The sequence below is a fragment of the Micromonospora sp. NPDC050784 genome (assembly GCF_044456765.1).
In the GTDB taxonomy this organism is placed as follows: Bacteria; Actinomycetota; Actinomycetes; order Mycobacteriales; family Micromonosporaceae; genus Micromonospora; species Micromonospora foliorum.
In genome coordinates, this window is the sequence record NZ_JBITGG010000019.1 from 118,375 (window position 1) to 131,670 (window position 13,296).

Here is a 13,296-nt window from a genome sequence, read left to right on the forward strand (position 1 = left end):
ATATCCTCTCTGCGTGGCTCAGCTGACGGCGTCCGGTCGGGACACCGCCTACGTGTGGGTCGGCCGGGACACCGGCGGTCAGCCGGATCCGGCCGCTGTGCTGTTGCGGCGGGCGGGCGCTCTGCTGCTCGGCCGCGCGGACACCGAGCTGGTGCTGACGCACGACCGCGACGGACGGCCGGTCGTCCGGGTCGACGAGACGACCGGGTCGGTCGAGCTGGCGGTCAGCGTCAGCCGCACCGCCGGGCTGGTGGTGGTCGCCGCCCGCCGGGCCGGTGCCCTCGGGGTGGACGTGGAGCGGATCCGCCCGCTGCCGGCGCTCGCGCTGGCCCGCCGCTGGTTCCCGCCCGCCGAGCTGGCCTGGTTGGGCGATCGGCCCGAGGCTGGCCGGACGGTGGACTTCCTGCGGCTGTGGACCGCGAAGGAGGCGGTCGGTAAGACGCTCGGGCGGGGGTTGCGGGACGGCGGGCTGCGCCGGTTGATGCCGACGCCAGGGCTGCCGTTGCGGCAGGTGCCCGGCACCGAGCCCCTGTGGGTCGGTCACCCACGGTTGGGCGGAGGCTTCGTCCTGGCGGTCGCCGCGCAGGCGAGCGCGCGTGTCGACGTCGAGGTGGTGCAGCGGCCCGGTCACGGGGTTACCGCCGAGCGCAGCGCGTCGGTCGAGCGGACCAGCTTGCCGGTGGTGGTACGGGGCAACTGATCGAGCAGGTGCAGCGCCCGAGGCCGTTTGTAGCCGGCCAACCGCTCGGCGAGGAGCTTGTCCAGCGTCTCCTCCGACAGCGGGCCGTCGGGTTGGACGTACGCGGTGATCTCGTCGTCCCAGACCACCACGGCGGCGGCCACCCCGGTCAGCTCAGCGACGGTGGCCTCCACCTCGGTCAGGTCGACCTTCATCCCGCCAACGGAGACCTGCGAGTCGAGTCGACCGCGCACCGTGACCAGGCCGGTTTCCGGGTCGACGGTGCCGGCGTCGCGGGTGTGCAGCCAGCCGTCGGACCAGCGGGTCGGGTCGCTCAGTCCGACGTACGGCGACGCCGGGCAGGACACCCACAGCTCACCGCCGGACTCGCGGACCTCGATGCCGGGCGCCGGGGCGATCGACGGTCGGTGCGCCCCATACAGGTCGGTGCCGATCACCCCGACCTCGGTCATCCCGTACATGTTGCCCAGCGGCACCCCGTACCGGTCGGTGAACGCCCGCGCGACGGCGGCCGGTACCAGCTCGCCGCCGGTGGTCATCCGCCGCAGCTGGGGCAGTGGACCGGCCGGGCGGGTGGAGGTGAGCAGTCCGATGTGGAACGGGACGCCCAGCACGGTGGCCGGCGTGGTGTCGGCGCTGATCGCGGCCAGCACGGCGTCGCCGCTGAGCCGCTGCGGTGGCACCAGCTCGACGCCGGCGTGCAGCCCGTAGAGCAGGCCGCCGACCAAGCCGAGCACGTGCACCATCGAGGGCAGCAGGATGATCCGCTCGCCGGGCAGCGCCACCCCGTCGATCCGGGTGTAGCGGTGCACCTCGGCGACCAGGTCGGCGGCGGTGCGGCCGATCACCTTGGACGGGCCGGTGGAGCCGGAGCTGAGCTGGATCACGGCGTGGCCGCTGACCGCGAGACGGTCGGCGTACCGGGTGACGCCCTCGGTGACGTCCACGAAGACCTTCAGCGCGCCGCCACCGGCGCGCACCGGCGCGACCACCACCTGCGGGGTCAACCGGAGCAGCGCCCTGTCCACCTCGTGGTCGGTGAGCCGGTGGTCGAGCAGGATCGCCTGCCCCCCGGCGCGCCAGGTGGCCAACAGGTTCACCACGTACGCCAGCGACGGCGGCAACCGCAGCGCCGCGGCGCCACCGGGGCGCAGTCCGGCGGCGGTCAGCCGGTCCTGCGCGGCGGTGACCAGCCGGTGCAGGGTGGCCCGGTCGACGGGCTCGGGCAAACGGAGACAAACGTCGGTCGGGTGGCCGGCGAACAGGACTTCGTCCACCCATCCGGGGTCTGTCGCCGTAGGATCTTCTGCCGCCACTGCCGTTCACCGCCCAGCATCAAAGAGGGCGAATCCGCCCATCACGTACGGTTGTCGGGGTGCTGCGGGGAACCATACGACCCCCCGCAGTGCCATTGCTAGATGCGAATGGATGGATCAAAAGCAGCGCCCAGCCGGATTGCCGACAGCCCGTTCGGCGGACAGGATCGGGCAGCCGATTCGGCAGAGCGTCACCGAGGTATGACGCCTCGTACGAGCGTCGCGCGGCCCCAGCCGGACGGCCGATGGCGTCGCGCTCACCGGTGCACCGGCCCGTCGAAGCGGTACAGACCCGCGGCGGTGGGGTTAGCCGGAGCACCACCGGGGGGCTTTCCGGAGTGATGTCCCCTGGGCCGGCGACCATAGTGGAGCCCATGCGAACTCTTGCTGTGGCAGCGGCAGTGACGTTGCTGGTGGCGACGGGTGCCACCACGACACCGAGTGAGCTCCGGCGTGACGCCGAGGCGCTGCGGACGAGTGGTGTGACCGGTGTCCTGGCCCGCCTGGAGTCCAGGACGGGCGCGCAGGTTGTCCGCTCGGGCCGGGACGTCGCGCACGACCCGTTCTTCCGGATCGGAAGTGCCACCAAGACGTTCACCGCGGTCGTGGTGCTGCAACTCGTCGGCGAGGGGAGGCTCACGCTGGACGATCAGGTCGACAAGTGGCTGCCGGGTGCGGTGGCCGGTCGGCGGATCTTGGTGCGGCAGCTCTTGCAGCACACCAGTGGGCTGTACGACTACTCGTCCGACCTGATCTGGAACTACGCCACGCCCGAGTCCTATCGGCGGGAGCGGGACAGGCCGTACGCGCCGGAGCAGCTAGTGGCAATTGCCATGGGCCACCCGCAAGGCCCCAGCACCTGGTCGTACTCGAATACCAACTACGTCCTCGCCGGCATGCTGATCGAGGCGGTCACCGGGCGGAGCTGGGAACGCGAGGTGGAAGCCCGCATCACGGGGCCGCTGGGCCTGCGGCGCACGCGCACCGGATTCTTGCGCGACCTTCCCGCGCCGCACGCCACGAACTACATGCAGTTCACCCGAGGTGGTCCGCTGGTGGACACGACGATCGCGATCCGCGGGTTGGACAGCGGCGCGGACGGATCGATGACCAGCACGGCGTCCGACCTCAACCGGTTCCTGGCCGCCCTGGCCGGAGGCCGCCTACTGCGGCCGGCGCAGCAGGCGCAGATGCGCACGCTGGTCGCGACGGCGGATTCCCCTGCCGGTTCCGGGTACGGGTTGGGCATCTTCTGGATCCCGCTGTCCTGTGGTGGTGGCTACTGGCGACACGGCGGCACCGGTTTCGGATACCAGGTGGAGCCGGCGTTCACCGACGACGGGCGTCGGTTGACGGTGTCGATCTTCACCAACACCGGGGACCCCGAACTGGCCGCGACCCGCCAGTACCTGCTCAACGACCTGGTCGATCACGCCTTCTGCTAGGCCGGGTCCGCACACTCGTAACGACGACCCACGCGACACCAGACCTCTTCGAGGACACCAGCTAGCCGGGCTTGATGCTGGCGAGTTGGACCAGCAACTGAACCAGCCGGTACGCCTCGGCGAAGTCGACGGCGTGGAAGGCGACCGTCCGGCCGCCGCCGACTCGGGTCACACCCGGCACCAGGACTGCGAGGTCGACCATGTACGGGCCGTACAGGTCGACCTCGACGTCCAACGGCCCGACCATCTTCGCCGGCAAGATCGAGGTACGGCGAGCGATCGCGTCGGTGGCAGCGCGGCGCAGCCGCTCCCGTGCCTCCTGCGGATGGAGGGCCACCGCGGCGGCCTGGCCCAGGGTCTGCTTGACGGCGACGGTGACTGCCGAGGGCACCAGCTCACCGAACTCGGTGCAGGCGGTGTCGTCCCCGCTGAGCAGGACGACGGGCGCGTTCAGGTGTCCCGCCATGGCGACGTTGAGGCCGATCTCGCCCAGCGATCGTCCGGCCACCCGTACGTCGAGGATGGCGTCACTCATCGTGTGGGCCAGCACGGCGGGCCCGGCACCGGCCCGAGCGTGATAGCCGACGAGCAGAACGGCATCCGTCTGCTCGTCCAGCCCCGCGAGCATGCCCAGCGGACGGGGTTTGCCCCGCACGAGGTGAGCACGCCGGTCGAGGTCCTCCGGCAGGATGTTCCGAAACGTTCCGTGTGCGTCGGCCACCCACACCACCGCATCGGGTTCGGCATCGAGGACCCCGGCGATCACCGCGTTCGCCTCGGCCGTCATCAACGCCCGGCCGCGCTCGTAGTCGTACCGATCCGGATTCGTCTCGCTGGGATGCACGATCCCCGAGACGCCCTCCAGGTCCACCGAGATCAGCACCTTCATGGCTACCGGACCCTACGCGCTCCCGCCCCTGTGTCGACCCCGCTCGGCCCAGCCAAGGCATCAACCTGTCCCGCCACGCCGATCTTGCACTTTCGGTCGTCGAGATGCGCGAAATGCCCCCCATGTCGCGACAGTAAGTGCAAGATCGCGGGGAGGGTCCGTCGATCATGGAGTTGTGGTGCCTTACTTCGTCCTGGTAGGGATATTTTGTCACCCACCACAACTCCATGATCGGCGGGGCGGGGCGGGGCGGGGCGGGGGCGGGGGCGCGCGGAGGGCGTCAGGTTAGGGCTGGGGTTTGGGCGTGGATGTGGAAGCGCAACGAACGGGCGTCGGTGAAGCACTCCCGCATCGGGCGCACCAACTCCCGGTGCTCGGGGCTGCGCTCCCACTCCTCGAAGTCGGCCAGGCTCGCCCACTCACTGGTGATCAACCACTGCTCCGGGTCGGTCGACGACCGGCACACCTGGTCGACGAGGTGCCCCGGCACGCCGCCGGCGACCAGGTGCCGCACTTGTTCGTACGCGGCGAGGAACTGCTCGGTGCGCGGCACCGGCACCCGTACCAGAAAGACCACCCGGGCCCGTTTGTCGCTCATGACGCCTCTCCCCTCATCGGCGCGGCCCCGCGCAGGACCAGCGCGCTGTTGAACCCGTCGAAGCCCCGCGCGCAGACCAGGGCGAGCCGGTTGCGCGGTCGGCGGTGCTCCCGCAGGAAGTCCAGCTCGCAGCCCTCGGCCACCTCGTCCGGCCCCGCCGACGCGGGCAGCGTGTCGTGGGCGAAGGCGAGCAGCGCGGTGGCAACGTCCAACGCCGAGCCGCCCTGGTACGCCCGACCGGTAAGAGGTTTCTGCGTGGTCACCGGGGGCGGCCGGTCGGCGAAGACGGCACGCAGGGCCTCGGCCTCGCTGCGGTCGTAGCGGGGCACCCCGAGCGCGTCGGGCAGCACCACGTCGACTCCGGCCGCGGCGACGCCCGCCCGGTCAAGGGCCAGGCGCATCGCCCGCGCGTACTGGGCCGGGTCACCCGCGCTCTCCGCCGTGGTGTGCGCGGCGTCGTGGGTGGAGCCCCACCCGCTCAACTCGCCGTAGACCCGGGCGCCCCGGGCCAGGGCGTGCCCCAGCTCCTCCACCACGAACACCGCTCCCCCCTCCGCCGGCAGGTAGCCGCTGGCGGTGGCGTCGAACGGCCGGTACGCCCGCTCCGGGTCGGAGACGTCACTGAGCAGCCCCGAGCGCAGCTGACAGGCGAGCGCGTACGGGCTCAACGGGCACTCGGTGGCCCCGGCGATCACCACCGGGGTGCCTCGGCGCACCGCGCGGGCGGCGTGCGCCAGGCTGTCCAGGCCGCCGGCCGACTCCGCGACCAGCACCCCGCTCGGACCCTTGAACTGGTGGTGGATGGAGAGCTGCCCGACGCTTGCCGCGTAGAACCAGGCGATCGACTGGTACGCCCCGACCGTCCGCGACGTGCCGCCCCACAGCCGTTGCAGCTCCCGCTGACCGAACAGGTTGCCCCCGGACGAGCTGGCCAGGGTCACCGCGTAGCCGTACGGGTCGGGGGCCCGGTCGGGCAGGCCGGCGTCGGCCAACGCCAGCCGGGTGGCGGCGAAGCCGAGGTGCGTCCAGCGGTCGGTCTGCACCAGTTGCCGACTGTCAGCGTAGGAGTCGGCGGTGAAGCCGGGCACCTCCCCACCGAAACGGGTCGGATAGCCGGACGGGTCGAACAACGTGATCGGGCCGGTCCGACGGGTGCCGGCGAGGACCGTACGCCAGTGCGCGTCCGCGCCGATGCCGCTCGGTGCGACCACCCCGATGCCGGTCACCACGGCGCGAGCGACCTCGGCGCTCACGCCAGCACTCCGCTTCGCTCCGCGCCGACGCGAGACGCCGCGCTGCTGTGCCTGATGGTTCGCTCCCTACGCTCACTCACGCCAGCACTCCGCTTCGCTCCGCGCCGACGCGAGACGCCGCGCTGCTGTGCCTGATGGTTCGCTCCCTACGCTCGCTCACGCCGCCACCGCGCCCAGCATCCGACGGAAGACCATCGCCGACTGGAAGCCGCCGAACCCGCTGCCCACCGATAGGGCCACGTCCACCGGGACCTCCCGCGCCTCGTTGGGTACGTAATCCAGGTCGCACTCCGGGTCCCGGGTGCTCCAGTTCGCCGTCGGCGGCACCACGCCGAACTCGATGGCGAGGGCGCACGCGGCCATCTCGATCGACCCGATCGCGCCCAGCGAGTGCCCGACCATCGACTTGATCGAGCTGATCGGTATCCGGTACGCGGCCTGACCCAGCGCCCGCTTGAACGCGGCCGTCTCGTGCCGGTCGTTCTGCCGGGTGCCCGAGCCGTGCGCGCTGATGTAGGAGACCTGCTCGGGCAGGATCCGGCCCTGCCGCAGCGCGTCGGTGACCGCGAGGCCCATCTCCAGGCCGTCCGGTCGTAGCCCGGTCATGTGGTAGCCGTTGCTGCGGCTGGCGTAGCCGGCCACCTCGCAGTAGATGTGCGCCCCGCGCCGCCGGGCGTGCCCGGCCTCCTCCAGCACCAGCACCGCCCCGCCCTCGGCCAGCACGAAACCGTGCCGGTCGGCGTCGAACGGGCGGGAGGCGTGCGCCGGGTCGTCGTTGTCCGGGCTGGTCGCCTTGATCGCGTCGAACGAGGCGACTGTGACCGGCGAGATCGGCGAGTCGGACGCGCCAGCCAGCATCACGTCCGCCTCGCCGTCCACGATCATCTGGTGGGCGTACCCGATGGCGTCGATGCCGGAGGTGCAACCGGTGGACACCACCTGCGCCGGGCCGTGCAACCCGTGCCGGCAGGCCACGTCCGCCGCGAGGCTGCTGGGCACCAGCGCCTGATAGAGGTACGGGCCACCGCGCGACCCGTCCACCAGCCAACGCCGGCCGTGCTCGCTCACGGTGACGTACTCCTGCTCCAACGCCATCGTGCCGCCCACCGCCGTGCCCAGCACCACCCCGGCCCGGTCCCGTTCCGCGTCGGTGAGCACCAGTTGGGCGTCGGCCACCGCCTCGGCGGAGCAGGCCAGCGCGAACTGCACGTACCGGTCGGCCCGGCGTCGTTCGGCCTCGCTGAGCCCCGCCGCGACCGGGTCGAAGTCGCACTCGGCGGCGATCTGCGACCGGAACGCCGACGGGTCGAAGAAGCTGATCCGCCGGGTGGCGGTCCGCCCCTCGGTGATGGTCTTCCAGAAGCGGTCCCGGCTGGCGCCGCCCGGGGCGACCACCCCGATCCCGGTCACCACCGTGCGGCGCCCGGTCATCGCGTCACCTCTGTTCGCGACCGCGGGGCTCGGAAACCCGGCTCACTCCTCGCGCTCATGACCCGCCTCGCTGTTCGACCAACTCGGTGTCGACGTGCCCCAACTCGGGCCGGGGGGCGAGCGGGCCCAGGTGGAACACCACCTCGGCCGGTTCGACGCCGGTGTTGCGCAGTCGGTGCCGCACGTTCACCGGTACGAACAGACCCTCGCCGGCGGCCAGCAGCGTCGGCTGGTCGTCCAGGTCGACGGTGATCGCGCCCCGCACCAGGTACAGGAACTCCTCGCTGTACGGGTGGTAGTGCTCGGCGATCCGCTCCCCCGGCGCGAGCGTGGCCACCCCGAGGAAGCCCGAGGTGCTGCCGACGGTGCGCGGGCCGAGCAGCACCCGCAGTTCACCGCCGCGGCGGCGGTCGGCGGGTACGTCCCGGGCGGCGATCGGGCGGGTGCTCAGGTCACTCATCGTCGGCCTCCGTCGGCGCGTCGCCAGCGGTCGGGCCGCCCTGGTCGGCGCGCTGCCACGCGATTCGTTCCAACCGGTCCTTGATCACCGCTAGTTGGATCACGCTGTTGGTGTTGATCCGCTCGGTCATCGCGGCGTTGTCGACCGGCGCGGTCGGCTTCATCGCGAAGTCCTGCGTCCACGTCATCCGGGTGCCACCGGCCTCCTCCGTGTAGCGCCAGTGGATGCGCATGTACTCGAACGGCCCGGTCTCCACCCGGTGCGCCCGGACCTGCCCGCTCACCGGGTCGGCGGTGCGCTCGCTGACCCAGCTCCAGGACACCCCGTTCTCGTCGGGGTACATGGTGAGCCGGAACCGCACGGTGTTCCCCTCGCGGTGCAGGATCTCCACCACGGCGTACTCGGTGAACAGCTCGGTCCAGTTCGCCACGTCGTTGGTGACCTCCCAGACCAGCCCCAGCGGCGCCTCGATGACCACGCTGTTCTCGGTGTGCCCGGGCGGGTCGGCGCGGCGGGCGACCAGGTCGGCCACCGCCGGGATGCTCAGCTGCCCGGCCTGCTCGGGGATGGCCACCTGCCAGCGGTCGGCGACGACCGCTGACAGTTCCAGCAGGGCGAGCGAGTCCATGCCCAGCTCCTCCAGCGACGCGGCGGGCGCCCGGGCCGCGGCGTCGGCGTCCAGCCCGCAGTGCGCCACCAGGATGTCGGTGATCTCGGTGGTCATCGGGCGACCATGGGTGACGGTCATCGGGTCCTCCTGTGGGTTGCGTCGGGATCTGCGGCGGGCGCGGTGCGCGGTGCGGGGGTGGCCGTCGGCTCCCGCGCGGGCGCGGCGAGCAGACGGTCGACCAGGCTGGTGGTGTAGCGGCCCTTGCGGAATCCGGCGTCGTCGAGCACCCGCCGGACGAACGGGATGGTGGTGTGCACGCCCGGCCCGGCGATGTCGAACTCGTCCAGGGCACGTTCCAGCCGGTTGAGGGCCAACTCGCGGTCGGGCGCCCAGACGATCACCTTGGCCAGCAGGGAGTCGTACCAGGGGCCGACCAGGTAACCGGCGCTGGCATGGGTGTCCACGCGGGTGAACGGGCCGCCGGGTGGGGTGAACCGCTCCAACCGGCCGGGGGTGGGGGCGAAGTCGCGCTCGGGGTCCTCGGTGTTGACCCGGCACTCCACCGCGACGCCGTGCAGACGGATCTCCTCCTGCCGCCAGCGCAGCGGCACCCCGGCGGCGATGTGCAGTTGCTCGTGCACCAGGTCGATCCCGGTGACCATCTCGGTTACCGGATGCTCCACCTGGATCCGGCAGTTGATCTCCAGGAAGTGGAACTTCTCCTCCGCGTCGACCAGGAACTCCAGCGTGCCGGCACCGACGAAACCGACCTCGAGCGCGCCCCGCAGGGCGGTCTCGGCGATCGTGTCGAGTACGGCGGCGGGCAGCGACGGGGCGGGCGCCTCCTCCACCAGTTTCTGGTGCCGGCGCTGCACCGAGCAGTCCCGGGTGCCCAGGTGCACCCCGTTCCCGTGGGCGTCGCAGAGCACCTGCACCTCGACGTGCCGCGCCTCGGTGAGGTAGCGCTCGACGTACACCCGGTCGTCGCCGAAGGCGGCCTGCGCGGCGGCCCGGGTCCGCGCGTACGCCCGACGCAGCTCGCCCGGGGTGTGCACCACGGTCATCCCCCGGCCCCCGCCCCCGGCGGCGGCCTTCACGATCACCGGGTAGCCGACGGCCTCGGCCACCTCGGCCGCCGCGGCTGCGGTCGGCACCGGCGCGACACTGCCCGGCGACAGTGGCAGGCCGGCACGGCTCATCAGTGCCCGCGCCGAGGACTTGTCGGCCAGCGCGGCCATCACCGCCGGTGGCGGGCCGATGAACGTCAGCCCGTTGTCGGCGCAGATCTCGGCGAAGTCGGCGTCCTCGGAGAGGAAGCCGTAGCCGGGGTGCACGGCCTGCGCGCCCACCTGCCGGGCCGCCTCCATGATGGCGGCGGCGTTCAGGTAGCTGCGCCGACTGGATGCCGGTCCGATCCGAACGGCCTGGTCGGCGAGGCGGACCGCCGCCGAGTCGGCGTCGGCGGCGGAGTAGACCACCGCCGTTCGGACGCCGAGCTCCTTGCAGGCGCGCAGCACCCGCAGCGCGATCTCGCCCCGGTTGGCGATCAGCACGGTCTCGAACATGGTCAACCACCCCGCGCCGTCACGCCGGGTCCAGTTCGACGAGCGGCTGGTCGTACTCGACCGGCTGTCCGTCCTCGACGAGGATCGCGGCCACCCGGCCGGCCCGGTCGGCGGTCACCTCGTTCATCAGCTTCATCGCCTCGACGATGGCGACCGGCTGGCCCGGACGGACCAGGTCGCCCACCGCGACGAACGGCCGGGCGCCGGGCTCCGGCGCCCGGTAGAAGGTGCCGACGATCGGTGCCCGCACCGCGGGCCGCCCGGGCACCGGTGGGCGGAGCACCGCAGGCGGGGAGCCGGGCGCCGACGCCGCCTGGGCCGGTACCGCGGGTAGCTCCGGACGGGTGACGTCCTCGGGGTGCCACTCGACCTCCAGCACCGCGGGCCCGCTGCGCAGCCGGATCCGGCGCACCGGCCCGGCCAGCTCGGCGATCAGGTGCTGCGCCTGCCGGCGCAGCCCGGCCAGTGCCTCCTCGCCGTCCACCCCCACCTCGTCGGACGCGTCGACTGTCGACAGCGCCCCGTCGCCGGCGGTCATCGCAGGCCCGCCCGAGCGCTGGCGCGGTTCGCGCCGAACCGTCGGAAGCGTTGCCGGCGCAGGCGGACCAGCATGGCGGGCGGCACGTCCAGCAGCGGCAGGAGGTTGGTCAGCAGGGCGGCGCGCAACCGGTGGGCGGTCTCCGCCGGGTCGTCGTGCGCGGCGCTCGACGGCTCCGACACGACCTCGTCGACCACCCCCAGCCGGCACAGATCGGGCGCGGTCAGTCGCAACGCGCGGGCGGCCTGCGGCGCCGCGGACCGGTCCGGCCAGAGGATCGCCGCACACCCCTCGGGGCTGATCACCGAGTAGACGGCGTTCTCCAGCATCAGCACCCGGTCGGCCACCGCCAGCGCCAACGCGCCGCCGCTACCGCCCTCCCCGGTGATCACCGCGAGCACGGGGGTGGGCAGCACGGTGAGGGTGAGGATGTTCTCGGCGATGGCCGCGGCCTGGCCCTGCTCCTCCGCGCTCACTCCGGGGTCGGCGCCGGGGGTGTCCACGAGGGTGACCACGGGCAGGCCGAGCCGGGCCGCGAGTCGCATGAGCCGCAGCGCCTTGCGGTGCCCGGCCGGGCTGGCCATGCCGAAGTTGCGGGCGACCAACTCGGCGGTGGTGTGCCCCTTCTGGTGGCCGATGACCATCACGTGTCGGCCGGCCAGCCGCGCCACCCCGCCCACGATGGCCGGGCAGTCCGCGCCGAGCCGATCGCCGTGCAGCTCCACGAACCCGTCGAAGACCGAGTCCAGGTAGTCCAGTGTGGTTGGTCGGCCGGGGTGCCGGGCCATCCGGACGGTGTCCCACGCGTCGCGTACCGCCGGGGTGTCAGCCGCGGTGGCGGGCGCCGCGCCGGCTTCCGGGCCCGTTGGAAGGGCCAGGGCCGCGCCGTCGTCGGCGAGGCGCTCGCGGCGCGGCGCCGGCTCCTGCCGGGGTACGGGCGGACGCGCCGGACGGCCGGCGCGGGTCGCGGCGAGCAGCGCCACCAGCCGTGCGCGCAGTGACCGGCGTTGCACCACCATGTCGACCTGCCCGTGTCGGAGCAGGAAGTCGGCGGTCTGGAAGCCCTCCGGCAGGGCCCGGCCGGTGATCTGGCGGATCACCCGGGGGCCGGCAAAGCCCATCCGCGCGCCGCTCTCGGCGAGCACCAGGTCGGTGTTGGTGGCGAACGAGGCGGCCACCCCGCCGTAGGTCGGGTCGGTGAGGACGCTCACGGTGAGCAACCCCGCCTCGCGCAGCGCGGCGATGGCCTGGCTGACGGTGGCCATCTGCATCAACGACAACGCGCCCTCCTGCATCCGCGCCCCGCCGGAGGCGGTGACCAGGACGAGCGGGGTTCTGTCGTCCAGGGCCCGTTCGGCCGTCCGGGTGATCAGCTCACCCACCGCGCAGCCCAGGCTGCCGCCGAGGAAGCGGAAATCCATCACCGCCAAGGCCACCGGGTGCCCGCCGATGGTGGCCGTGGCGCAGACGACGCCCTCGGCCAGGCCGGTGCTGGCCCGCGCGCCGGTGAGCCGGTGCGGGTACGGCAGCACGTCGACGAAGTCGAGCGGGTCCGCCTCCGGCAGCTGGTCGGGCAGTAGGCGCAGCGAGCCCGGGTCGACCAGTTGGCGCAGGCGTTCCGGCGCGCCGAGTCGGGCGTGCTCCCCGCACTCGGGGCAGACGTCGAGGTTGCGGCGCAGACGTTTGCGGTAGAGCAGGCTGGCGCAGCCGGCGCAGCGGGACCAGAGCTGCTCCTCGCGCGGCGCGGTGGCCGTCACGACCGCCGCCCGGCGCCCGGGGCGTCGAACCGGTAGAAGCACCGCGCCATGGCGTCGCGCGGCGAGCGCCAGGTCGACAGGTACGGCGACACGTACGGACGCAGGCGGTCACTGACCCGGATGAACTCGGGGTGGCCACGGGCGGCCTCCACCGCGCCCTCCGCCGGCTCCGCGGTCTCGAGCAGATGCACATAGAGGTCGTGCAGTCGGTACAGCGAGCGGTGCCGGACACCGACCAAGCGCGGCAGCTCCGTCGCGTCCGACTCGGCGAAGATCTCGGCGACCCGCTCCTCGGCGGTCGGATCCACCTTCGCGACGATCAGCGATCGGTCCATACTGGGCCTCCCCCCACAGCGTCCGGCCGGCGACGGGTGGCCCCCGGACGCGCTGGACGACTGCCGACACGATGCGCCGGTCCTCGTCACGGCGGCGTCACCGCGCCGAGCCGGCCAACGACGGATGGCGGTGACGCTGCGTTGACGCAACCTGTGTATCAGCTATGCGTCCGGTGTGCGCCGCACGCAATCGTTTACGCAGTTCAGAACCGATCTCGGGTTGACTGTCGCTAATAGAACGTCCACGTGCCGTTGACTCAAAGTGACCATTATTGATAATCTTCAGCTTGGTCAGCCCGGCGGCCTCGGCGGGCGGGGCCGCGCCTGACCGCGCCACGATCGGCGGGGTCGACAGTGGCGTCGCGGGCAATCGATCCGGGACACAGCAGACAGTCGGGA

Annotated in this window: 13 protein-coding genes; 2 read left to right on the forward strand and 11 right to left on the reverse strand. The window is 72.5% G+C overall.

Annotated features, from left to right (window positions below; all coding sequences use genetic code 11):
* The first annotated feature begins 13 nt into the window (after nucleotides 1-13).
* A complete protein-coding gene (locus ACIBD9_RS24510; protein WP_396721160.1) occupies nucleotides 14-700 on the forward strand; it encodes a 4'-phosphopantetheinyl transferase family protein in 687 nt (228 codons plus the stop codon).
* Here the strand turns inward: ACIBD9_RS24510 and ACIBD9_RS24515 are convergent.
* Nucleotides 628-1,977, reverse strand: coding sequence for a class I adenylate-forming enzyme family protein (locus ACIBD9_RS24515; protein WP_396721161.1), 1,350 nt, complete (start codon nucleotides 1,975-1,977; stop codon nucleotides 628-630). The genes ACIBD9_RS24510 and ACIBD9_RS24515 overlap by 73 nt on opposite strands.
* A 413-nt stretch (nucleotides 1,978-2,390) precedes the next feature.
* Here ACIBD9_RS24515 and ACIBD9_RS24520 point away from each other — a divergent pair, with 413 nt between their 5' ends.
* Nucleotides 2,391-3,461: a serine hydrolase domain-containing protein gene (locus ACIBD9_RS24520; protein WP_396721162.1), complete on the forward strand. Its 1,071-nt coding sequence runs from the start codon at nucleotides 2,391-2,393 to the stop codon at nucleotides 3,459-3,461.
* A gap of 61 nt (nucleotides 3,462-3,522) precedes the next feature.
* On the opposite strand, the gene ACIBD9_RS24525 is transcribed toward ACIBD9_RS24520, so the two are convergent.
* The 10 genes from ACIBD9_RS24525 to ACIBD9_RS24570 all read right to left on the reverse strand — a co-directional run bounded on the left by ACIBD9_RS24525 (nucleotide 3,523) and on the right by ACIBD9_RS24570 (nucleotide 12,897).
* Nucleotides 3,523-4,350, reverse strand: a complete 828-nt coding sequence (locus tag ACIBD9_RS24525; RefSeq protein WP_396721164.1) for a M55 family metallopeptidase — start codon at nucleotides 4,348-4,350, stop codon at nucleotides 3,523-3,525.
* A gap of 280 nt (nucleotides 4,351-4,630) precedes the next feature.
* Nucleotides 4,631-4,948: an antibiotic biosynthesis monooxygenase gene (locus tag ACIBD9_RS24530; protein WP_238660317.1), complete on the reverse strand. Its 318-nt coding sequence runs from the start codon at nucleotides 4,946-4,948 to the stop codon at nucleotides 4,631-4,633.
* Nucleotides 4,945-6,201, reverse strand: a complete 1,257-nt coding sequence (locus ACIBD9_RS24535; protein WP_396721166.1) for a beta-ketoacyl synthase N-terminal-like domain-containing protein — start codon at nucleotides 6,199-6,201, stop codon at nucleotides 4,945-4,947. Before ACIBD9_RS24535 ends, ACIBD9_RS24530 begins: the two co-directional genes overlap by 4 nt.
* Before the next feature lie 156 nt (nucleotides 6,202-6,357).
* Nucleotides 6,358-7,632, reverse strand: a complete 1,275-nt coding sequence (locus tag ACIBD9_RS24540) for a beta-ketoacyl-[acyl-carrier-protein] synthase family protein (RefSeq protein ID WP_396721168.1) — start codon at nucleotides 7,630-7,632, stop codon at nucleotides 6,358-6,360.
* A 55-nt stretch (nucleotides 7,633-7,687) separates the two neighbouring features.
* Nucleotides 7,688-8,092, reverse strand: a complete 405-nt coding sequence (locus tag ACIBD9_RS24545) for a cupin domain-containing protein (protein ID WP_030332975.1) — start codon at nucleotides 8,090-8,092, stop codon at nucleotides 7,688-7,690.
* On the reverse strand, nucleotides 8,085-8,840 hold the full coding sequence (locus tag ACIBD9_RS24550) for an SRPBCC family protein (protein ID WP_396721170.1): 756 nt from the start codon (nucleotides 8,838-8,840) through the stop codon (nucleotides 8,085-8,087). The genes ACIBD9_RS24545 and ACIBD9_RS24550 overlap by 8 nt, the downstream gene beginning before the upstream one ends.
* Nucleotides 8,837-10,267, reverse strand: coding sequence for an acetyl/propionyl/methylcrotonyl-CoA carboxylase subunit alpha (locus tag ACIBD9_RS24555; protein WP_396721172.1), 1,431 nt, complete (start codon nucleotides 10,265-10,267; stop codon nucleotides 8,837-8,839). Before ACIBD9_RS24555 ends, ACIBD9_RS24550 begins: the two co-directional genes overlap by 4 nt.
* 19 nt (nucleotides 10,268-10,286) lie before the next feature.
* Complete coding sequence (locus ACIBD9_RS24560) at nucleotides 10,287-10,805, reverse strand: acetyl-CoA carboxylase biotin carboxyl carrier protein (protein ID WP_396721174.1); 519 nt, start codon at nucleotides 10,803-10,805, stop codon at nucleotides 10,287-10,289.
* Entirely contained in the window at nucleotides 10,802-12,562 is a 1,761-nt protein-coding gene (locus ACIBD9_RS24565) for an acetyl-CoA carboxylase carboxyltransferase subunit alpha (RefSeq protein WP_396721176.1), read from the reverse strand. The genes ACIBD9_RS24560 and ACIBD9_RS24565 overlap by 4 nt, the downstream gene beginning before the upstream one ends.
* Nucleotides 12,559-12,897 (reverse strand): TcmI family type II polyketide cyclase, encoded by a 339-nt coding sequence (locus ACIBD9_RS24570; protein ID WP_387169729.1) that lies wholly within the window; start codon nucleotides 12,895-12,897, stop codon nucleotides 12,559-12,561. The genes ACIBD9_RS24565 and ACIBD9_RS24570 overlap by 4 nt, the downstream gene beginning before the upstream one ends.
* Nucleotides 12,898-13,296 lie beyond the last annotated feature (399 nt).